Source organism: Corynebacterium sp. HMSC067D03 (assembly GCF_001811185.1).
Classification (GTDB): Bacteria; Actinomycetota; Actinomycetes; order Mycobacteriales; family Mycobacteriaceae; genus Corynebacterium; species Corynebacterium coyleae.
Window position 1 is genome coordinate 1 of the sequence record NZ_KV803823.1, and the last position, 19,364, is coordinate 19,364.

Below are 19,364 nucleotides of genomic sequence, written 5' to 3' on the forward strand. Positions count from 1 at the left end.
GTAGGTTACCGCCGACCCAACAACTTCACACATGAGGCACCCGCTTCCACCACCGGTGGAGGCGGGTGCGTTCGTTTGTTCGCAGACCTCACCCGGTCGACGCGGTAACACAGCATGCCCCCGGGTGGTTGTTGTGGGTAGCGCACGATATGGCGCCCGGCCCAGTATCAGACCCTGATCCAGCGGACCTCCTCACCCTGGACGTCGTGGAGGACAGCTCCAGCTTTGACGGCTTTACCGTGATCGCGACGGCGGCAATCCCGCGTTAACGGGGATGGGATGTCGACGACACAGTGGCTGTGGCAGGGCCCTCGGGCGAGGCAGTTGAGGCCACCCTCGGCGGGCTATTGCAGAGTTCCAACATCCTGCAGTCGTTCGTAGTGTCGGACGAGGCGGCTGCGGCCACAGGCTTTCGGGGCTAGGGCCGTGTCTTCATGATCGGGGTGAACAACGACGGCACAGTTGACTAAGCGCAGCTGCGGGCGAACCTCGAAGATGCGGTCCGCCTGGATATTGTCGTCCAAGTCCGCTCGACCGAGGACATGACCAGGGAAGTTGCTGCCCTGATCGCTCAGATGCCGTTTATCCTCTACGCGCTGCTCTCCTTGGCAGTGGTCATCGCCGTCCCACACAGTCAGTGGAACCTGCTGGCGGTGGCCGCCCCTGCATTTTCCAGGGCCCACCATCAGCAAGCGTTACACCACACTAAGGGACGCAACCGGAGTTTCAGCCAGTAGCGCGCGTACTTGTGGTTCAAAGGCATCGAAACTCGTGGTCTTTGCCCGACGCGGCGGATATTGCGGAGGTGAATCCGAAGCGAGTGCTCGCTCGACAGTTTTCTTCGCGCAGCCAACCTCGTTGGCGATCTTACGTATCGATAACCCCTGCCCACGCAGATACCGGATCTGTGCCCATTGTTCCAAAGAAATCACCCATCCAATCTTTTTCGGATGGGCTACTTTTCGAGGAGCGTTTTGGGCTACTTTTCAAAGAGCGCTGATAGGCAGGAACATCGTCGGAGGAAATTGAAGCGGCACTGAAGGGTGGCAGCATACCCACTTCACTTCCAACAATCCGAGAAGAAGAGACCCCCACGCCAAGTGACGCCACGACCGATAGTTACCCGGATCCCATTCAGGTAACACAGGGAACCGAGGTTCCGGAATAAGATCGAACGAAACGAATGTCGTGGACACCCCTAAAGGAACTTAGAGAGAAACATGATCTATGTGGTTTTTGGTGCAGTGGTCGCGCTATTCATCTCCTTATGCATCATGGCAATCGGGTACCTAGTCCACCTTTCAGCTAAGCGGAAGGTGCTTTCTCCATACCGTTTCTTAGTCGTAATGGTTTTACTAGCACCCGTTTTTCTGATTTACGACATACGTAGCGATGAGATGTGTAGCGGCCTTTTCAATTATGCGGTCAGCGGTTACTTAATTACCGCAGTCATCATTAGTTCTCTGTGGCGCAGTATTGCGGATGGCCTCAGCGAAGCGCGAGAGTAGGAGCGGTCGCTAGGAGAGGGTGTTTATCCAGAGTTTCCCGCGAGGTATTTATACAAGGTGGTCCGTCCGATCCTCAGTCGGCGGGGCACTTCAAAGTCCACCCCGGATGCTGTCATCGCCGAGTCGATACTGAATCGGCTTGTCGTTGGCGCTGAGATCATCACACTGGAAGGACCGAACATGCGCCTCGAAGCCAATACGCAGTAGCGGCTCATAGTCAACGCCCGGGTGTTACCCGATACTCACCCGAGCGTTACTGGATACTCACCACAGTGTTACTAAATCCATGGTCCCAACACAATGTGGAGCGGAGAAGCGCGCCACCAAATTACCGACCGCCCATTGGTTGGTGTCGACCAACTTGTCCGCAATGCAGAGCAACAATGGCTGCTACTAGGTCATCGGCAACGGAATCGTTGGTCTGTACCCACTAGTCCGCAATGCGGAGTCAGTAACCGAACGGGCTTCACTATGCCGCTGCATAGTTGGTGCTTACCCATTAGTCCGCAATGCGGAGTGAGAAAGTCCGCAACTTGGTTGACGACAGCAGATTCGTTGGGGTTCACCCACTAGTCCGCAATGTAGAGTCAAGACTCGAACCTGCCGTAGACCCCAGCCTCGCAGTTGGCGAACCGCCATCAATGCAAAATGACGCCTGATCGGCTGCAGGTTCTTACACTCCGCCCAGGTCGGCGAAAGGTGTGATGTGCGGTTTTACTCTCCCGGTTCGTTTAGAGACCTAGCCGCAGCGGTTGAGGAGCCACAAACGGTGAAGTTGCTTGCTGGTGTGGTGGTCGTCGTAGAGAAATTGCACGAAATCAGCGATGTGGGGCCTGGGCCGTATAGTCGGCAAAGGAATGTATTGCCGCAGGGAGGATCACGTGAGCGTCGCAGCAGCACGAGCAGTCAACTTGAGAAAGTCCTACGGGCAGGGCGACACGGAAGTAGTGGCTCTTGATGGGGTGAACGTTGAGTTCCGACAGGGGGAGTTCACCGCGATCATGGGCCCGTCGGGATCGGGCAAGTCGACGCTGATGCACGTGATGGCTGGGCTAGATTCGGCGACGTCGGGCGAGGTGTTTGTCGGCGGGACGGAGTTGTCGCAGTTAAACGATAAGGAACTGACGGCGCTGCGGCGTGACCGGTTGGGCTTCATTTTTCAGTCGTTTAACTTGGTGCCCACGCTGACAGCGGCCGAGAACATTCAACTGCCAACAAATATTGCTGGTCGATCGGTGGACCGGGAGTGGTTTGATGAGATCACCGAACGCCTTGGTTTATCGAAGCGACTGAGCCATAGGCCTGCGGAGTTGTCGGGTGGTCAGCAGCAGCGTGTGGCGTGTGCCCGTGCGTTGGTGTCGCGGCCGGAGATCATTTTTGGTGACGAGCCGACGGGCAACCTGGACTCTAACTCGTCGCAGGAGGTGCTGAGCATTTTGCGGACGGCGGTGGATCAGTATGACCAGACGGTGGTGATTGTGACGCATGACGCGAGGGCGGCGTCGTATGCGGATCGTGTGGTGTTTTTGCGGGACGGGAACATCGTTAATGAACTGCGCAACCCGGATATGGATGCCATTTTGGGCGTCATGGCGACGATGGAGGACTAGGGGCCAGTGAACTCCACGATGAATAAGGTGTCGCTGCGTAACCTTGCGGCGCACAAACTGCGGCTCGCGCTGACGGTGTTGGCGGTGGTGCTTGGCACGTCGTTCCTGTCTGGTGCGCTGATGTTCACCAACATGCTGTCGTCGACGTTCGACTCTGCCGTAGACACTGTGCTTGACGACGTCGATGCGGTGGTGCGCCCAGCCGAGGGCGAAAGTGCCTTAGACAAGGAGACAGTCGACGGCATTCGGGCGAATGGGGACGTTGATCGTGTGAACCTGATGGCTGATGAGTCGGTTGTTATCGCGACTGACAATGAGGTGGCGGTGCAGACGCGTCTCGGGTCCTCGCGGCTGGGCGTGTATTACGAGCCGCAGGACACGGTTGGCCGAACGGTCGAGGTGGTCGAAGGTCACGCACCGAAAAAGATCGGCGATGCGGTGATCAACGCCAATGGCGCGCATGAGTATGGCCTGCATGTTGGGCAAGAGTTGATCGTTGTGGACCGTGATGGTCGGAATACGGTGCGCATTACTGGGCTTATCGACGACCCCCTGGTGCAGGCCACCTCTTTACGCCTCGGGGTAACCGAAGAGACTTACTTGGACTATTACTCCTATGACGAGCGTTTCCCGGCGATCACTGTCGGGGCGAAGGAAGGCGTGGGGGCCGCGGAGGTTGTGGACAACCTGCGCAGCGAGTTTCCTGGACTGAAGATAGAGGCGGGGGAGAAGGTTGCGCAGGAAACGACGGAGCAGATTCGGGACGCTCTGAGCTTTGTTACGTACTTCTTGGTTGCGTTTGGTCTGGTTGGCCTGTTGGTGGGCACGTTCTTGATTGCGAATACGTTCTCCATGATCGTTGCGCAGCGTACGAAGGAGTTTGCGTTGCTGCGGGCGTTGGGGGCGTCGCGCGGGCAGATCACGCGGTCTGTGGCGCTGGAAGCGGCTTTGGTCGGGTTGTTGGGCTCGGTGCTTGGCGTGGTGGCTGGTGCCGGGCTGGTGTTGGTGATTCGTGCGGGGATGAACACGTTCGGCATGCCCCTTCCGCAATCGGGGATTGGGTTGTCGGTTGATGCGGTGGTGGTGCCACTGGTCGTCGGCACGGTGGTGACGGTGCTTTCGGCGCTGGCGCCGGCGCGGAAGGCAGGCAAGGTCCGGCCGGTGGAGGCGATGCGGGCGAGCGAGGCTGCGACGCCGCAGCCATTGATGTGGCGCACCATAGCTGGCGCAGTATTAGTCGTTGTGGCGGTTGTTGCGGCGGGTTACGCAATGGCGTGGGATGACGGTGCGACGCGCCACCGGGCGATCCTGGTTGGTGTGGCTGCGTTGAGCGTGATTAGTGGTCTGTTCCTTGCGGGACCTGCGTTGAGTCTGCCGGTTGTGCCTCCGTTGGGGCGTGTCATCGGGGCACCGTTCGGGGAGGTGGGCAGGCTCGCGTCGACGAATACGCGGCGCAACCCGCGCCGGACCGCAACAACGGCGTTCGCGCTGATGTTGGGCATTGCGCTGGTGACCATGATTGGCATGTTGGGCGCGTCGATGAAGCAGTCGGTAGACGATGTGGCTGCAAGTGAGGTGAACGCGGATTACGTGCTGATGGGCCCGGAGATGGGGTCGTTCCCGGTGCCGGGGGATCTGCCGGACAGGCTCGCTGAGGTGGACGGTGTGGGCAATATCGCGTCGTACACTCAGGCACCGATCACGGTCGACGGAGAGTTTGGCCACCAGTTCGGGCCGGTCGGGATGACGGATGTGCTGCGCGGTGACCCGTCGGATCTTATCGACCTCAACGTGGTCGACGGCGACGTATCGCTGACTGGTGACTCGCTGATCGCACCGGAGCACATCGCCCAAGAGCGCGGCTGGAAGGTCGGTGATACAGTCCAAGTGGCCGCACCGAGTGCTCCGGGAAAGACCGTCGACGTGACGGTTGCCGGCCTGTTTAGTGGGTCGAATGTGTTGCAGATGTTTGTGGTGTCGGATTCGGCGGCGGCGAAGGTGTCGTCGATAAGCAATACGCGCCTGCTGATGGTGGGCGTTGACAGCGACGGCTCCACCGATCTGGAGACGCTGCGCGCGCGGCTGGAAGATGAGGTGCGCGGCGACATTGTGGTGCAGGTGCGCTCCGCGGAGGAGATGAGTGGCGAGGTTACGGCGCTGATCGATCAGATGCTGTTCATCCTGTACGCGCTGTTGTCGCTGGCTGTGGTGGTGGCGGTGCTTGGCATTGTGAATACGCTGACGCTGTCCGTGATTGAGCGTAGGCAGGAGATTGGTATGTTGCGCGCGGTGGGCTCGCAACGCAGGCAGATCCGCACGATGATCCTGCTGGAGTCGGTGCAGATGACGGTCTACGGCGCGGTGCTGGGCGTGCTGCTGGGGCTTGGTCTCGGTTGGGCGTTCCTGACGGTGCTTGAGAGCCAAGGCTTGACGACGATTGCCGTACCCACCGGGCTCATCGCCACCGTCCTGGCTGCCTCGGTAGTAGTGGGGCTGCTCGCCGCAGTGTGGCCGGGCCAGCGTGCTGCGAAGACACCGCCACTGGATGCGATTGCGGAGTAGGGCTTAGCGGGTGGCGAACGACGCCACCTGCGCACCGATTCCGGCCGCGAGCACCGCGAACGCCGCGGTGCTTATCCCGTACTCGGCGGCGAGGCGGAACTTGCCGTCTTTAATCAACGCCCCGAGTTGGCGGGCCAACAGTGACAGTGTTGAAAGTGCGCCGGCAAACCCAACACCAACGGCGGTTTGCCACATGGAAGGCAGGAAGATTGCCACGCCGATGATGCCGGAGGCGGCGATGTTGGCAATGAAGGTTGCCATCAACAGGTTATGCACGACGGCCATGATCGCCCAACGCACAAACCCGCCGAGCATGCCGCCGAAAAAGACACCGAGGACGGCGCCGAGCATCCACGTTGCATCAGACATGGTGCTTCACCCGTGACGCATCTCCGGCCATCCACGCCAATGTGGCAGTGCTAAGACCCAGCGTGATGATGAACGCCGCCCACCACACCGAGGTGTGCGACGACGCCAACGCCACCGCAGAAAGGGTGCTGAACCCGCCGAGGAAACCCACGCCCCAAAACGGCCCCGGCGCGAAGTAGCCCATGGCGTAGCAGGCGGTGAGGTTCACTGCGAAGGTGACGGCTAGGGCGAGCGCTTCCGGGGTGGCGGGGTTGACCCAAATGAGCAAAATGAAGCGTGCAAGCGCCCCGCAGCCAGCACCGAGGGCAACGATGAGGCCGGTTTTCAGGGATGTTATCTGCACGTCTGTCCAGTGTAACCGTTAAGCGCCAAAGGCTCGAAGGCCCCAGCGCAGACCGAACCAGGCAGCCAGGATGCCGATCACGGCGGTAGACAGGCCGTAGCGCAGGGCCTCGCCGTGCTTTTTCGCCTTGATGAGCTCGCCGAGTTCTTTGGCAAAGGTGGACCAGGTAGACAGCGCGCCGGCGAACCCGACGCCGAGGGCTAACTGCCAGGCCACCGGGGTGGTGACGGCGAAGCCTGCGACGGTGGAACCGACGACGTTGGCGGCGAAGGTGGCGGCGTGGGCGTTGTGGATGATGCGGGTTAGTCCGTAGCGTGCGGCGCCGCCGAACAGTGCGCCGGCGAAGACGGCGGCGAGGGTAAGGGCGAGGCTGAGAACGGGGATGCTAAGCATGGCGGCGGCCCCTTACGGCGTCGCCGGCGAACCACGCGCCGATGGCGGTGGCGTAGCTCAGTGTGATGATGCCGAGCGCCTCGATGGCCTGCGATTGCATCGCCGCGACCGAAATGGCGGAATAGGTGGTTAAACCACCGAGGAAGCCCGTGCCCCACAGCGGGCCGGGCTTCAACAGGCCCATGGCGAAGCAGCCGGCGATGTTCACCGCGAAGGTCAGCGCCAGTGCGGCGGTAGAGCCGGGGGCGGCGCCGAGGATGACGAGGTGTCTGACCACTGCGCCCAGCGCCGCGCCGAGGGCGACGGTGAAGGTGGTGGTGAGGGTGTCGTCGATACGCATGGGCGCGAGCCTAGTGCCAATCCATCTTCTGGCGTTCAACGAACGCCGCGACCTCCTCCGGCGACTTCTTCAGGTGCGGATCCCACGCGAGGTACTCGCGGGTCTCGCGCACCACAATGCCGGACAGCAGGAGCAGACCGATCAGGTTCGGGATGGCCATGAGCCCGTTGGACAGGTCGGAGAACGTCCAGGCCAGCTCCAGCGACGCCACCGCGCCGACGAAGGACAGCGCGGTGAAGAACATGCGGTAGGGGATCGACGCCCACTCGCCGAAGAGTGCCACGATGGCGCGCTCGCCGTAGTAGGACCAGCCCAGGATGGTGGAGAACGCGAAGAAGATCAGGGCAACGGACACGATGAGGCTGCCCCACTCGCCGGGAAGCGCCTGGCCGAAGGCGGAGGCGGTCATGATGGCGGCTTCCTCGCGGCCCATGTCCCAGGTGCCGGCGGTGACGATGACGAGGCCGGTGATGGTGACGACGATGATGGTGTCGATAAACGTCTGCGTCATGGAAACGAGAGCCTGGCGCGCCGGGTGCTGCGTCTTGGCTGCCGCGGCGGCGATGGCGGCGGAACCCATGCCGGATTCGTTGGAGAAAATACCGCGGGCGACACCGAACTGGATGGCCAGCATGATGCCGGAGCCGACGAAGCCGCCGGTGGCAGCGGTGCCGGTGAATGCGTCGGTGAAGATGGTGGCAATCGCGGCCGGTACGCGGTCTGCCATAAGTACCAGTGCGGTGATGCCGCCGCCGACGTAAATGACAATCATCAGCGGTACGAACGCTGCGGTGATCTTGCCGATGCCCTCAATGCCGCCCAGGACGGCAGCGCCAACGGCGAAGAAGATGATCACGCCGGCCACGTTGGCGCTGATGCCAAACGCGTCGTGCATGCCGGCGGCGATGGAGTTGCCCTGCGCGAGGTTGCCAATGCCGAAGGACGCGAAGATGGTGAACAGGGTAAACGCGGTGGCGAGGAATTTGCCGAAGCCGCCGCCGACACCAGTCTTCAGGTACTCGTGCGGGCCGCCCTGCTGCTTGCCCTTCTTGTCGGTGGTGCGGAAGCGCACACCCAGGTAGGCCTCGGAGTACTTCGACGCCATGCCGACGATGCCGGTGAGCCAGATCCAAAACAGTGCACCAGGGCCACCGATGGAGATTGCGGTGGCCACACCGACGATGTTGCCGGTGCCCACCGTCGCCGCCAGCGCGGTGGTCAGTGCCTGGTAGTTGGAGATGTCGCCCGCGCCCTCTTCAGCCTTATCGACGAACGCATGACGCGTCGCCCGACCCAGCGTGCGGAATTGGATACCGCGCAGCCGGACAGTGAGGAACAAACCAGTGCCCAGCAGCAGCGGAATGAGGACGAAAGGCCCCCAAACGATGGACGAGATAGTGCTCAAAATGTCGTTGAGGGTGGAAGCCATGCGGAAGAGTAAAGCATACGCATAGCCGAATAATATAAAACTGGCAGAGTTTAGATTCACGGACGATGATGGAGCTGTCCATACACCCCCTCAGCCCGCAACAAAAGGAGCCCCCATGGCACACGAGCGCGCCGGCCAACCCGCCCGCGACGAGGACCTCATCGACATTGCCGAGCTGGTCACCGCCTACTACACCCGCGATATCGACCCCGACAATGTGGACCAGCAAGTGGTGTTCGGCACCTCGGGTCACCGCGGGTCGTCGTTAGATAATGCATTCAACGAAGCGCATATCTTGGCGACGACGCAGGCGATCGTCGATTACCGCCGCGGCGAAGGTATCACCGGTCCGGTCTACATCGGCCGTGACCCCCACGCCCTGTCGGAGCCGGCGATGGTTTCCGCGCTCGAGGTGCTCATTGCCAACGAGGTACCGGTGCGTGTCGACGCCGCCGGGCGCTACACCCCAACCCCAGCCGTCTCTCACGCGATTTTGACCCACCCCGGCGGAAGCGCCGACGGCATCGTGGTTACCCCATCGCACAACCCACCGCGCGACGGCGGCTTTAAATACAACCCGCCAAGCGGCGGACCCGCACCGGCGGAAGCTACGGACTGGATTGCGCGCCGGGCCAACGAATACATTGCCGCAGGCCTGAGGGGCGTGAAGCGGGTATCGGTCAGTGGCGTGCTGGACGAGCGTGCGGAGAAGTTCGGCTACCTCGATCACTACGTCTCCGACCTGGACAGCGTGGTGGATATGGACGCCATCAAGGCATCTGGCCTGCACGTCGGCGCAGACCCGATGGGTGGGGCGAGCGTGGACTACTGGGGAGCGATCGGGGAGCGCTACGGGCTGAACCTCGTGGTGGTCAACCCACGCGTGGACGCCACCTGGCGGTTCATGACCCTGGACACCGACGGCAAGATCCGCATGGACTGCTCCAGCGCAGACTCCATGGCATCGCTCGTGCATAACCGCGACAAGTACGACCTGGCCACCGGCAACGACGCCGACGCGGACCGCCACGGCATTGTCACCCCGGACGCCGGGCTGATGAACCCGAATCACTACCTCGCCGTGGCCATCGAGTACCTGTTTAGTCACCGCGACGGCTGGGCGAAGGACACGGCGGTGGGCAAGACCTTGGTGTCCTCGTCGATGATCGACCGCGTTGTCGCATCGCTCGGGCGTGACCTCGTCGAGGTCCCGGTTGGATTCAAGTGGTTCGTGCCAGGACTCGTCAGCGGCACCATCGGCTTCGGTGGCGAAGAATCCGCCGGTGCGTCCTTCCTGCGAAAAAACGGCAAGGTCTGGTCCACCGACAAGGACGGCCTGATCATGGACCTGCTCGCCGCCGAAATCACTGCGGTAACAGGCAAAACTCCGTCGCAGCGCTACGCCGAGCTCGAAACGCAGTACGGCTCGCCTGCATATGCGCGTATCGACGCCCCCGCAAACCGCGAAGAAAAAGCCACCCTGAAGGCCCTTTCGCCCGACCAAGTGCAGGCGAATGAACTGGCGGGTGAGGTTATCTCTGCAAAGCTAACGGAGGCCCCAGGAAACGGCGCGGCCATCGGCGGACTGAAGGTGACCACCGAAAACGCCTGGTTTGCCGCGCGCCCCTCCGGCACCGAAGACAAGTACAAGATCTACGCCGAATCGTTCCTCGGCGCGGAGCACGTGGCGCAGGTGCAGGAAGAAGCCAAAGCGCTCGTGTCACAGGTCTTGGGCAAATAGGGGAGTAGAATCAGCCGAGTGAGCACAACGACAGCCGCGCCTGCAACGCGCGACACAAAAACACTGGTCCTGGACGTGTTGTCCGCGTTAGCGCGGTTCTACATGGCCTACATTTGGATCTCTGCTGGGTGGGCAAAAATTGGTGTCCACCTGGATACCGCCAAAACCATCGAGGCCTACGAAATCTTCACCCCAGCCTGGTCCGACTTGCTGGCCCATATCATCGGGCCGCTCGAGCTCGCAGGTGGTTTGTTGCTGCTGCTGGGCATCAACCTGCGCTGGTCGGGCAAGGTGTCCATCTACGTGCTCGTGCTGTTCATCATCGGCATGCTGTCCGCTTGGCAGCGGGGACTCGTTATCGACTGTGGCTGTTTCGACCCGTCCGCAGCCGGCGAAGGGGAGACGAATCTGCTCGCTACGGTGTTCCGCGATGTCATCTACATCGCCATCACAGGCTTCATGATGTGGCGCCCGTTTAAGAAGTTTGCAATTTACCCCTAAACTTGACCGTTGTACGCAGTACCCGTCCACCGCGCCGTGATCGCGGCGCCAACAACAGGAGACACGTGTGACCACACGCAAAGTGCAAAACCCGAACCAGAGCGGTAGCAAGGCCTTCATCTGGGCCGTCGTCGCTGTTATCGCGATTGCTCTGCTTGTCATCGGCATCATTGTCTACAACGGCAAGGCAAACCGCAGCGCTGCAAAGCAGGCGGAGATGATCGACGTCACCGGTATCAACGTCGAGTGGAACCAAGAAGAAGACATCATCCACATCACCGGCGAAAACAAGGATGCCAACAAGGCTGAACTTTTCGAAGACTTCTCCTGCTCCCACTGTGCAGACCTGCACGTTGCTACCGATGAGCAGATGCTGGAGAAGGTCCGCGCGGGTGAAATCAACGTGGACCTGCGCCCGATGACCGCACTCGATGGCGGCATGACGGGCCACTCCACCAAGGCACTGGCTGCCGAGCTGGCGCTGCTGGCCCACGGCGATTTCTCTTCCGCGTTCACCTTGCGCAACTTCCTGTTTGAGAACCAGCAGTCGGCGTACAACAAGTACGACGAGAACGGCTTCGCAGATCTGGCCGCAGACTACGGTGCAAGCGATGAGGCTGTGAAGGATATTCGCGACGGCAAGTTCATCGACACCGCGAAGCGTCTTGGCGACGACAACCGCAAGTACCAGGAAGACAAGACCGGTGAGGCATGGACCCCGCGCGTGCTTGTCGATGGCGAGGATGTGGAAAAGCTCGTCGATATTGAGGAACTCCGAGAGATCACGGGCAACCCGAACCTCGACGAGAAGGAGGACTCTCCGCGTGACTTCTGGCCGGAGGTCCTGGCCAGCCGCTAAACACAAAGACCAATATCGGCTTTTAGCCCCAAGCGGCCTGCATTTGCCCAGGTCGCATCCTGGAGCGGTGGCTAAAAGCCGATATCGCCTTTTGTGGGGGCTGGCGATTTGGCCGGGGGCGGGCTGGCCCGGTATATTGACCAAAGTTCCAAGGGGCTATGGCGCAGTTGGTAGCGCACCACACTGGCAGTGTGGGGGTCACGGGTTCGAATCCCGTTAGCTCCACTCCACAACTACATACCGTTTACACGCGGGGCTATGGCGCAGTTGGTAGCGCACCACACTGGCAGTGTGGGGGTCACGGGTTCGAATCCCGTTAGCTCCACCACGAAGGCTGTCCGACCGTTTGGTCGGGCAGCCTTTCTCGTATCGTGGGCCCATGGATACTTCAATCGGTCAGCTTGGGGTGGTGACCTCAGCAGGTGCCGTTTCGAGGGTGCTGTTGCCCGGGGATGCAGGGCAGTCGCGTATCGACGACACCGTCACCGCTGCCCTCGCCACCCAACAGATCGCCGAGTATTTCGCCGGGGAGCGCAGGGCGTTCGACGTGCCACTGAACCTGGATGGCGTGACCGAGTTCCGGGCTGAGGTGCTGCGGGCGCTCATGGAGGTCCCGTACGGTGAGACGACGACGTATGGGGAGTTGGCTCGGGCGGTGGGCCGCCCCAAAGCAGTGCGCGCAGTGGGAAGCGCCTGTGCGACGAATCCGCTTCCGATCCTGATCCCGTGCCACCGCGTGCTGCGCAGCGATGGCGCGCTTGGGGGCTACCGTGGCGGGACAGAAGCAAAACGTTTCCTACTGGCATTGGAGAGCATTGATGTCTGACACGTTTGTGAAGCACGGCAGCGCGCCAGGAGCGGCGGCAGCCGAGGCCGCGTACCTGCGCTGGCTGCGTGAGGGCTCGGCTGCCGTCGTGGAGGTGTTGGACCTTGACGAGGAGGCGAACACGCTGACCATCGAGCGGGTCGACAGTGCCCGCCCCACCAAAGACGCAGCGAGACAGGCGGGACGCGAGTTGGCGGCCATCCACGCGATGGGTGCGGATGCGTTTGGTGCGCCGGCAGACGGCTGGGAGGGGCCGAACTTCATTGGCACCCGCGAGCAGGCCTGTCGGCCAGAGAAACGGTGGGCGGTGTTCTATACCGAGCAGCGCGTCCTGCCGTTCGCGGAAAATGCGGTGCGTGCGGGCAACCTGAACCGGGAAGGACTGGAGACGGTGCGGCGCGTCTGCGACGCACTGGTGCGGGAAGACGGGGAGGCTCCCTTGGCGCGCATTCATGGCGACCTGTGGACGGGCAACCTGCTGTTTTCGCCGGAAGGCCCGCGTTTTATCGACCCGGCCGCGCACGGCGGGCACCCGTTGACCGACTTCGCGATGCTGGAGCTGTTCGGAGCGCCGTACCTCGACGCGATCGTCGGCGGCTACATCGACGCCGGAGGCGAGCTCGGACAGGATTGGCAGCGGCGCATCGCGATCCACCAGATGCACCCGCTTGCGGTGCACGCCTGGACACACGGTCCGTCGTACGGATCGGCGCTGGTGCGGGCGGCAGAAGAGTCCTTGCGGGTTGTTGGGTAGCACACTATCCTGCAATGTAAGACATGTAATACATCGGGAGGTGTCGCATGAACATCGAGGAACGCCTACAGGCGCTGTTAGCGAGACAAGCCGACGGCACCACGGTGTCGATGCGCCAACTAAATCAGAAGACGCGTGCTGTGATCGACCGTGTTTCGAAGGAGGGGGTCACGTTGACCGTGACCGACAGGGGAGTGCCAATCGCGGAAATTCGTCCGGTGAGCCAGAAAACCGGACTAGATCGACTCGAGGAGCTTGGGCTGCTTGCGCAGAAGGGAAAAGTCTTCGAAGAAGGGTGGAGGCCCGCAGCGTCTGCAGTATCGCTTGAAGAGTGGCTGGAAGAAGAGCGCGGGGAAGATCGCTTAGAACGGGTGATGGCGGATCTGCAGGCTCTCGACTTGGCGCGTACCGAAAAGGGCGAAGGGTGATGACTGGGGTGGAGCCGCTTGCATATGTCGATGCATCTGTACTGATTGCCTCCTCGGGCAGGGAGGCGCATAGCGAGTGGGCTTTGTCTGTGCTCTGGGGAAAGGCTTTGGTGAGCTCGGCCATCGTGCGTGTGGAGTTAGCTCGTTTTGCGCATCGAATGGGCTACGGCGCCGAAGATTTGAGCGAATTGGAATCTAGAGTCTCGTTCCTCAGTATCGATGATCGCGTCATTGAGGCGGCAGTTGCAGTGAGTGGAGAAGCGAAAGCCTTGGACGCCCTGCATGTTGGGACTTGGGCAAGGATGCAATCACTAGGGCTGAACTGCCCATTCATTACGGCGGACCGGAAACAAGCAGCAGCTGCACTATCGGTAGGGGCGACGGTGGTTCACCCCTATGGTGGAGATCTGCTCTAGCTGCGCCACCAGGTGTCGGCAGGGCCCGGCGGCATGTGGCGCTTGTGCTGGCCGATGCGCCACAGGTGCTCGAGGCGCTTCTGGGCGTCGGCGGGGATGGTCTTGCCTTCGAGGTAGTCGTCGATGTGCGCGTAGGTGATGCCAAGCGCTTCCTCGTCGGGAAGGGCTGGGCGGTCCTCCTCCAGATCGGCGGTGGGCACCTTCTCCCACAGGCGCGGATCGGCGTCGAGGTGCTTGAGCATTGTCGCACCCTGGCGCTTGTTCAAGCCTGCCAGTGGGATGAGGTCGGCCGCGCCATCGCCGTGCTTGGTGAAAAACCCGGTGACGTTCTCCGCTGCGTGATCGGAGCCGATGACCAGCAGGCCACGCTCACCAGCGATGGCGTACTGGGCGATCATGCGCATACGTGCCTTGACGTTGCCTTTGTTGAAGTCGCCGAGTCCCTCCACACCGAGCGCGCCTGCGACGGCTCCGGACAGCGCGGTGGTGGCCGGCTCAATGTCCACGGTTACCGTCTCGTCCGGAGCAATGAACCGCAGCGCCAGTTGCGCGTCGTCCTCGTCGGCCTGTACGCCGTGGGGGAGACGGACAGCGACAAACTCGGCAGCCGAGCCAGCCTCGCGTCGCTTCACTACCGCGAGCTGGGCCAACTTGCCGGCGAGGGTGGAGTCCTGCCCGCCGGAAATGCCAAGCACGTAGCCTTTTGCGCCGGTGCGGTCGAGGTAATCGGCCAAGAATTGCACGCGGCGGTCGATCTCTGCGGCAGGGTCGATAACGGGGGACACGCCGAGTGCGGCGATGATCTCGGATTGCATAGCGCTCATCGTATATGGGAGGGGGATACGTGAGGGTTTTGATTCAGCGCGGGTGATGTGTAACATTTATCCCCGTGTTGCGACTCGGCAGTTCGCCGTGCGTCGCTAATTGCAGGTAATCCGAGCAGAAAGGAGCGCCCGATGAAGGTCCGCAAGTCGCTTCGGTCGCTGAAGAACAAGCCGGGCGCCCAGGTTGTGCGCCGCAACGGCAAGGTTTACGTGATCAACAAGAAGGATCCGCGCTTCAAGGCCCGTCAGGGTTAATTGTCGCGAGCAGGCGCCCCGTCACCGTGTGGTGGCGGGGTTTTTGCGTTCCCAAAAACAGGCGAAGTTCTAGGGCGGGATGAATCTATTTCGAGGAAATTACACCCGTGAAACAACAAAACTGTGTGTTGCGGATGAGCGTGCGGACTACATGTAGGTAATTCTGGGCACCTATCCTGGGAATATCACCCATGTAACTACTACATGTAGTAGCAGTTGCCCTTCTCAGCCCCAAGGTATAGTGTCTCTTGGTGTTGCCCCGCGGAGACGGGGACAGAAGAAAATCTCCCCAAAGAACCCGCAGAGAAGGGACCACAAGCGATGTCGATCACCGTTTACAGCAAGCCGGCGTGCATGCAGTGCAAGGCAACCGAGAAGGCGCTGAAGAAGGCCGGCCTTGAGTACACCACCGTCGACATTTCTGTGGACGAAGAGGCCCGCGATTACGTGATGGCCCTCGGCTATGTTCAGGCTCCGGTGGTTGAGGCTAACGGTGAGCACTGGTCCGGCTTCCGCCCGGAGCGCATCAAGGGTCTGCTCGCAGCGGCTTAAGCGTCGCGCGCATACCGACGCCATGAGGCGCACAACTGGCAGTAGCCTTCTGAAATCTGCACAAGAAAGGTAGTGGCCATGCTGGTCGTCTACTTCTCCTCCGCCACTGAGAACACGAAGCGGTTTGTGGAGAAGCTCGGCCTTCCTGCGAAGCGGATCCCCCTGCGCAGAACCGATCCGGAACTCGTCGTCGACGAGCCATACATCCTCATCTGTCCCACTTACGGAGGTGGGGTGAGCGTGAGTGGTGGTAATTCCAGGCCGGTGCCGGCGCAAGTGATCCGCTTCATGAACAATGAGGGCAATCGCACCTTGATGCGGGGTGTGATCGCCGCCGGAAACTCTAACTTTGGTGCGGATTACTGCCTTGCTGGGCCGGTGATCGCTGACAAGTGTAAGGTCCCGTACTTATACAGGTTTGAGCTCATGGGCTCGGCCGAAGATGTCGTGCATGTGCGCAACCAACTGATTGAAAACGCTGAACGATTGGGTTTGCGTGGGGGACCGGAGGTCGTCGATACGCAAGCGCACGTGCAGCAGGCTCCGGATGAGTCGGAGCGATTGGCAAAACTGCGCGAAAAATACGCCGGTAAATACAAAAGAACTACGAACTGAAAGGCCTCGAAGTGTCTACTCTGCCCCTCGGTAAGAATGTCCCGGAGCCGGCTCATGAAAAGGACCAGCTGGATTACCACGCGTTGAACGCGCTGCTGAATCTTTATGACGAGAACGGTCAGATTCAGTTTGATAAAGACCGTGAGGCTGCGAACCAGTTCTTCCTGCAGCACGTGAACCAGAACACGGTCTACTTCCACGATCTGGAAGAGAAGATCGATTACCTGGTTACGAACAAGTACTACGAGCCGGACACGATTGAGAAGTACGCGTGGGAGTTTATTAAGGACACGTTCAAGCGCGCCTACTCTTACAAGTTCCGCTTCAAGTCGTTCCTCGGTGCGTACAAGTACTACACGTCGTACACGCTGAAGACGTTCGATGGTCGTCGTTACCTGGAGCGTTTCGAGGATCGCGTGGCTATGACGGCGCTGTTCCTCGCCGATGGCAACCAGGATCTTGCATTCGCGCTTGTCGACGAGATCATGACCGGCCGTTTCCAGCCAGCCACCCCGACCTTCCTCAACGCAGGTAAGGCACAGCGCGGCGAACTTGTGTCCTGCTTCCTGCTGCGTATCGAGGACAACATGGAATCCATCGGCCGCGCCATCAACTCCTCGCTGCAGCTGTCCAAGCGTGGCGGCGGTGTGGCGCTGCTGCTGTCGAACATTCGCGAGTCCGGTGCGCCGATTAAGCACATTGAGAACCAGTCTTCCGGCGTCATCCCTGTGATGAAGCTTCTGGAGGACGCGTTCTCCTACGCCAACCAGCTCGGTGCCCGCCAGGGTGCAGGTGCTGTGTATCTGAACGCGCACCACCCGGACATCATGCGGTTCTTGGACACCAAGCGTGAGAACGCCGACGAGAAGATCCGCATTAAGACGCTGTCGTTGGGTGTTGTCATTCCGGACATCACCTTCGAGCTGGCTAAGCGTAACGACGATATGTACCTGTTCTCCCCGTACGACGTCGAACGCGTCTACGGCGTGCCGTTCGCAGACATTTCTGTGACGGAGAAGTACGAAGAGATGGTCGAGGACCCGCGCATCCGCAAGTCCAAGATCAACGCTCGTAACTTCTTCCAGACCCTGGCAGAGATCCAGTTCGAGTCCGGCTACCCGTACATCATGTACGAAGACACCGCGAACCGTGCGAACCCGGTGAAGACCGGCCGCATCAACATGTCCAACCTGTGCTCGGAGATCCTGCAGGTTAACTCTCCGTCGGTGCTGAACGAGGACCTGACCTACCAGGAGATCGGCCACGATATTTCCTGCAACCTGGGCTCGCTGAATATCGCAATGGCGATGGATTCCGAGGACTTCGGCCGCACGGTCGAAACGGCAATCCGTGCGCTGACAGCCGTGGCAGACAAGACGTCGATCGAGTCCGTGCCGCCGGTGCGCGACGGCAACGAGTCCTCCCACGCCATTGGTCTGGGGCAGATGAACCTGCACGGATACCTCGGCCGCGAGCACATTGAGTACGGCTCCGAGGAAGGCCTGGACTTCACCAACGCCTACTTTGCCGCGGTGATGTACGAGTGCATCCGCGCATCCCACAAGATTGCGGTGGAGAAGGGCAGCGCATTCAAGGACTTTGACAAGTCCGAGTACGCAACCGGTGAGTTCTTCGACCGCTACGATCCGGCTGATTTCGCACCGAAGACTGACAAGGTCAGGGCACTGTTTGAAAAGTCCAACATTGCTGTGCCGACGGCGGAGCAGTGGGCGCAGCTCAAGGCCGACGTGGCGCGTGACGGCATCTACAACCGTTACCTGCAGGCTGTGCCGCCGACCGGTTCGATTTCCTACATCAACAACTCGACCTCGTCGATCCACCCGATCGCATCGAAGATCGAGATCCGTAAGGAAGGCAAGATCGGCCGCGTCTACTACCCGGCGCCGCACATGAACAACGAGAACATCGAATACTTCAAGGACGCGTACGAGATCGGCTACGAAAAGATCATCGATACGTATGCAGTTGCCACGAAGTATGTGGATCAGGGCCTGTCGCTCACCCTGTTCTTCAAGGACACGGTGACCACTCGCGACATCAACCGCGCACAGATCTACGCATGGCGCAAGGGCATTAAGACCCTGTACTACATCCGCCTGCGTCAGATGGCGTTGGAAGGCACCGAGGTCGACGGTTGCGTCTCCTGCATGCTCTAAGCACGTAGGGAGGGGCTCGGGGGTTGGGGTTCCCGCCTGTAGGAGGCGGGAACCCCGGGGGTTAAATTTCCATGAACTCGTTGACACCGCGCAGGAGTCGTCGAGAAGCATCTTCTGCACGATCCGGATCGTTGTTGGCGATCGCGTCAGCGAGCTCGATGTGAATCTTCATGGTGTTCATCTCCGGATCGTCCGGCATGATGCCGTACTCGGAGCGCCCCTTCATCACATCCATGATCGGCTGGGTCAACTGGACAAACATTTCGTTGCGTGACGCGGTAAGCAGCAACGAGTGGAAGCGGGCGTCGGCCTCTTGGAACTCCTCAGAGTTACCGGCGACCTGACCGGCGAGCTCCACGATGCGCTCGGCGAGGGCGCACAGCTCGCGTGCTTCCGCAGGGGTGGCATTCGTCGCGGCGAGGCGCGCGGCGGACGGCTCGATTGCGTCGCGAAGTTCGCGCAGGGAAGTGATTTGGGCGTGCCGTTGTTCGTCGCTACGCAAACGCCAAGAAATGATTTGGTGGTCGAACACATTCCACTCGGACTGGGGGAGCACCTTCAAGCCCACGCGGCGTGACGACGACACCAACCCCAACTGCTCAAGCGCACGCATCGCCTCGCGCGCGACCGTGCGAGAGATACCGAAACGCTCGGACAGATCATGAAGGGTGAACGTGTTGCCTTCCGGCTGGACACCCGAGACGATCTCTTCCCCTAACACATCCAGGATGGACGAGAGTAGGGGTTGCGTGGGTGAGCGCTTGTCGCTCGAAGTCACAGTGCCCTCCTTCAGGCAGCTAATTGTGTGTAATTCGTCAGTATCTTAGGCCATTGAGACGCTCATTCAATGCAATTTCAAGCC

The 19,364-nt window shown here is 60.7% G+C and carries 22 protein-coding genes and 2 tRNA genes; 16 read left to right on the forward strand and 8 right to left on the reverse strand.

Annotated features, from left to right (window positions below):
- Window positions 1-695: 695 nt before the first annotated feature.
- Window positions 696-932, reverse strand: a complete 237-nt coding sequence (locus tag HMPREF2785_RS12380) for a helix-turn-helix domain-containing protein (protein ID WP_167615820.1) — start codon at window positions 930-932, stop codon at window positions 696-698.
- A gap of 633 nt (window positions 933-1,565) precedes the next feature.
- Here HMPREF2785_RS12380 and HMPREF2785_RS11830 point away from each other — a divergent pair.
- From HMPREF2785_RS11830 to HMPREF2785_RS07345, 3 genes are all read left to right on the forward strand, one after another.
- Window positions 1,566-1,715 carry an ATP-binding protein gene (locus HMPREF2785_RS11830; protein ID WP_224213554.1) on the forward strand — a complete coding sequence of 50 codons (150 nt, stop codon included), beginning with the start codon at window positions 1,566-1,568 and terminating at the stop codon, window positions 1,713-1,715.
- Between the two features lie 650 nt (window positions 1,716-2,365).
- Window positions 2,366-3,118 carry an ABC transporter ATP-binding protein gene (locus HMPREF2785_RS07340; protein WP_070614721.1) on the forward strand — a complete coding sequence of 251 codons (753 nt, stop codon included), beginning with the start codon at window positions 2,366-2,368 and terminating at the stop codon, window positions 3,116-3,118.
- An 18-nt stretch (window positions 3,119-3,136) separates the two neighbouring features.
- On the forward strand, window positions 3,137-5,680 hold the full coding sequence (locus HMPREF2785_RS07345) for an ABC transporter permease (protein ID WP_070614738.1): 2,544 nt from the start codon (window positions 3,137-3,139) through the stop codon (window positions 5,678-5,680).
- A gap of 3 nt (window positions 5,681-5,683) precedes the next feature.
- Here HMPREF2785_RS07345 and HMPREF2785_RS07350 read toward each other — a convergent pair whose 3' ends face one another.
- The 5 genes from HMPREF2785_RS07350 to HMPREF2785_RS07370 are packed head-to-tail and all read right to left on the reverse strand — an operon-like array spanning window position 5,684 to window position 8,554.
- Window positions 5,684-6,049: a FluC/FEX family fluoride channel gene (locus HMPREF2785_RS07350; protein ID WP_070422609.1), complete on the reverse strand. Its 366-nt coding sequence runs from the start codon at window positions 6,047-6,049 to the stop codon at window positions 5,684-5,686.
- On the reverse strand, window positions 6,042-6,392 hold the full coding sequence (locus HMPREF2785_RS07355; protein WP_083308924.1) for a CrcB family protein: 351 nt from the start codon (window positions 6,390-6,392) through the stop codon (window positions 6,042-6,044). Before HMPREF2785_RS07355 ends, HMPREF2785_RS07350 begins: the two co-directional genes overlap by 8 nt.
- 18 nt (window positions 6,393-6,410) lie before the next feature.
- Window positions 6,411-6,785, reverse strand: a complete 375-nt coding sequence (locus tag HMPREF2785_RS07360; protein WP_070614723.1) for a fluoride efflux transporter FluC — start codon at window positions 6,783-6,785, stop codon at window positions 6,411-6,413.
- On the reverse strand, window positions 6,778-7,125 hold the full coding sequence (locus HMPREF2785_RS07365) for a CrcB family protein (RefSeq protein ID WP_070614725.1): 348 nt from the start codon (window positions 7,123-7,125) through the stop codon (window positions 6,778-6,780). Before HMPREF2785_RS07365 ends, HMPREF2785_RS07360 begins: the two co-directional genes overlap by 8 nt.
- A 10-nt stretch (window positions 7,126-7,135) precedes the next feature.
- Window positions 7,136-8,554 carry an alanine/glycine:cation symporter family protein gene (locus tag HMPREF2785_RS07370; protein ID WP_070614727.1) on the reverse strand — a complete coding sequence of 473 codons (1,419 nt, stop codon included), beginning with the start codon at window positions 8,552-8,554 and terminating at the stop codon, window positions 7,136-7,138.
- Between the two features lie 115 nt (window positions 8,555-8,669).
- On the opposite strand from HMPREF2785_RS07370, the gene pgm reads away from it, so the two are divergent.
- From pgm to HMPREF2785_RS07415, 9 genes are all read left to right on the forward strand, one after another.
- Window positions 8,670-10,295, forward strand: coding sequence for a phosphoglucomutase (alpha-D-glucose-1,6-bisphosphate-dependent) (gene pgm / locus HMPREF2785_RS07375; protein ID WP_070483512.1), 1,626 nt, complete (start codon window positions 8,670-8,672; stop codon window positions 10,293-10,295).
- Between the two features lie 18 nt (window positions 10,296-10,313).
- Window positions 10,314-10,796, forward strand: coding sequence for a MauE/DoxX family redox-associated membrane protein (locus HMPREF2785_RS07380; protein ID WP_256365999.1), 483 nt, complete (start codon window positions 10,314-10,316; stop codon window positions 10,794-10,796).
- Window positions 10,797-10,863: 67 nt separating this feature from the next.
- Window positions 10,864-11,655 carry a DsbA family protein gene (locus HMPREF2785_RS07385; RefSeq protein ID WP_070422604.1) on the forward strand — a complete coding sequence of 264 codons (792 nt, stop codon included), beginning with the start codon at window positions 10,864-10,866 and terminating at the stop codon, window positions 11,653-11,655.
- Between the two features lie 152 nt (window positions 11,656-11,807).
- Window positions 11,808-11,880 (forward strand) — tRNA-Ala (locus HMPREF2785_RS07390).
- A gap of 27 nt (window positions 11,881-11,907) precedes the next feature.
- Window positions 11,908-11,983, forward strand: a tRNA-Ala gene (locus HMPREF2785_RS07395).
- 51 nt (window positions 11,984-12,034) lie between these two features.
- Window positions 12,035-12,481, forward strand: a complete 447-nt coding sequence (locus tag HMPREF2785_RS07400) for a methylated-DNA--[protein]-cysteine S-methyltransferase (protein ID WP_070422603.1) — start codon at window positions 12,035-12,037, stop codon at window positions 12,479-12,481.
- Window positions 12,474-13,235: a fructosamine kinase family protein gene (locus HMPREF2785_RS07405; protein ID WP_070451238.1), complete on the forward strand. Its 762-nt coding sequence runs from the start codon at window positions 12,474-12,476 to the stop codon at window positions 13,233-13,235. The genes HMPREF2785_RS07400 and HMPREF2785_RS07405 overlap by 8 nt, the downstream gene beginning before the upstream one ends.
- A gap of 47 nt (window positions 13,236-13,282) precedes the next feature.
- Window positions 13,283-13,663, forward strand: a complete 381-nt coding sequence (locus tag HMPREF2785_RS07410; protein ID WP_070422601.1) for a type II toxin-antitoxin system prevent-host-death family antitoxin — start codon at window positions 13,283-13,285, stop codon at window positions 13,661-13,663.
- Complete coding sequence (locus HMPREF2785_RS07415; protein WP_070422600.1) at window positions 13,663-14,079, forward strand: type II toxin-antitoxin system VapC family toxin; 417 nt, start codon at window positions 13,663-13,665, stop codon at window positions 14,077-14,079. The genes HMPREF2785_RS07410 and HMPREF2785_RS07415 overlap by 1 nt, the downstream gene beginning before the upstream one ends.
- On the opposite strand, the gene nadE is transcribed toward HMPREF2785_RS07415, so the two are convergent.
- On the reverse strand, window positions 14,076-14,903 hold the full coding sequence (nadE, locus tag HMPREF2785_RS07420) for an ammonia-dependent NAD(+) synthetase (protein WP_070422599.1): 828 nt from the start codon (window positions 14,901-14,903) through the stop codon (window positions 14,076-14,078). The genes HMPREF2785_RS07415 and nadE overlap by 4 nt on opposite strands.
- A gap of 132 nt (window positions 14,904-15,035) precedes the next feature.
- On the opposite strand from nadE, the gene ykgO reads away from it, so the two are divergent.
- The 4 genes from ykgO to nrdE all read left to right on the forward strand — a co-directional run bounded on the left by ykgO (window position 15,036) and on the right by nrdE (window position 18,502).
- Entirely contained in the window at window positions 15,036-15,158 is a 123-nt protein-coding gene (gene ykgO / locus HMPREF2785_RS07425; protein ID WP_038612879.1) for a type B 50S ribosomal protein L36, read from the forward strand.
- Window positions 15,159-15,479: 321 nt separating this feature from the next.
- Window positions 15,480-15,710, forward strand: coding sequence for a glutaredoxin-like protein NrdH (nrdH, locus tag HMPREF2785_RS07430; protein WP_070422598.1), 231 nt, complete (start codon window positions 15,480-15,482; stop codon window positions 15,708-15,710).
- Between the two features lie 78 nt (window positions 15,711-15,788).
- Complete coding sequence (gene nrdI, locus HMPREF2785_RS07435; RefSeq protein WP_083308925.1) at window positions 15,789-16,325, forward strand: class Ib ribonucleoside-diphosphate reductase assembly flavoprotein NrdI; 537 nt, start codon at window positions 15,789-15,791, stop codon at window positions 16,323-16,325.
- 11 nt (window positions 16,326-16,336) lie between these two features.
- Window positions 16,337-18,502, forward strand: coding sequence for a class 1b ribonucleoside-diphosphate reductase subunit alpha (gene nrdE, locus HMPREF2785_RS07440; protein WP_083308926.1), 2,166 nt, complete (start codon window positions 16,337-16,339; stop codon window positions 18,500-18,502).
- A gap of 61 nt (window positions 18,503-18,563) precedes the next feature.
- Here the strand turns inward: nrdE and HMPREF2785_RS07445 are convergent, their stop codons facing one another.
- Complete coding sequence (locus HMPREF2785_RS07445) at window positions 18,564-19,280, reverse strand: FadR/GntR family transcriptional regulator (RefSeq protein WP_070422597.1); 717 nt, start codon at window positions 19,278-19,280, stop codon at window positions 18,564-18,566.
- Between the last annotated feature and the right edge of the window lie 84 nt (window positions 19,281-19,364).

Excerpts from the sequence above, each read along its gene's own strand:
- HMPREF2785_RS07415 (WP_070422600.1), top strand. The coding sequence starts at position 13,663 with ATGACTGGGGTGGAGCCGCTTGCATATGTCGATGCATCTGTACTGATT.
- nadE (WP_070422599.1), bottom strand. The coding sequence starts at position 14,903 with ATGAGCGCTATGCAATCCGAGATCATCGCCGCACTCGGCGTGTCCCCC.
- HMPREF2785_RS07360 (WP_070614723.1), bottom strand. The coding sequence starts at position 6,785 with ATGCTTAGCATCCCCGTTCTCAGCCTCGCCCTTACCCTCGCCGCCGTC.
- HMPREF2785_RS07350 (WP_070422609.1), bottom strand. The coding sequence starts at position 6,049 with ATGTCTGATGCAACGTGGATGCTCGGCGCCGTCCTCGGTGTCTTTTTC.
- HMPREF2785_RS07410 (WP_070422601.1), top strand. The coding sequence starts at position 13,283 with ATGAACATCGAGGAACGCCTACAGGCGCTGTTAGCGAGACAAGCCGAC.
- ykgO (WP_038612879.1), top strand. The coding sequence starts at position 15,036 with ATGAAGGTCCGCAAGTCGCTTCGGTCGCTGAAGAACAAGCCGGGCGCC.
- HMPREF2785_RS07405 (WP_070451238.1), top strand. The coding sequence starts at position 12,474 with ATGTCTGACACGTTTGTGAAGCACGGCAGCGCGCCAGGAGCGGCGGCA.
- nrdH (WP_070422598.1), top strand. The coding sequence starts at position 15,480 with ATGTCGATCACCGTTTACAGCAAGCCGGCGTGCATGCAGTGCAAGGCA.
- pgm (WP_070483512.1), top strand. The coding sequence starts at position 8,670 with ATGGCACACGAGCGCGCCGGCCAACCCGCCCGCGACGAGGACCTCATC.
- HMPREF2785_RS07345 (WP_070614738.1), top strand. The coding sequence starts at position 3,137 with ATGAATAAGGTGTCGCTGCGTAACCTTGCGGCGCACAAACTGCGGCTC.
- nrdI (WP_083308925.1), top strand. The coding sequence starts at position 15,789 with ATGCTGGTCGTCTACTTCTCCTCCGCCACTGAGAACACGAAGCGGTTT.
- HMPREF2785_RS07370 (WP_070614727.1), bottom strand. The coding sequence starts at position 8,554 with ATGGCTTCCACCCTCAACGACATTTTGAGCACTATCTCGTCCATCGTT.
- HMPREF2785_RS07400 (WP_070422603.1), top strand. The coding sequence starts at position 12,035 with ATGGATACTTCAATCGGTCAGCTTGGGGTGGTGACCTCAGCAGGTGCC.
- HMPREF2785_RS07340 (WP_070614721.1), top strand. The coding sequence starts at position 2,366 with ATGTATTGCCGCAGGGAGGATCACGTGAGCGTCGCAGCAGCACGAGCA.
- HMPREF2785_RS07365 (WP_070614725.1), bottom strand. The coding sequence starts at position 7,125 with ATGCGTATCGACGACACCCTCACCACCACCTTCACCGTCGCCCTCGGC.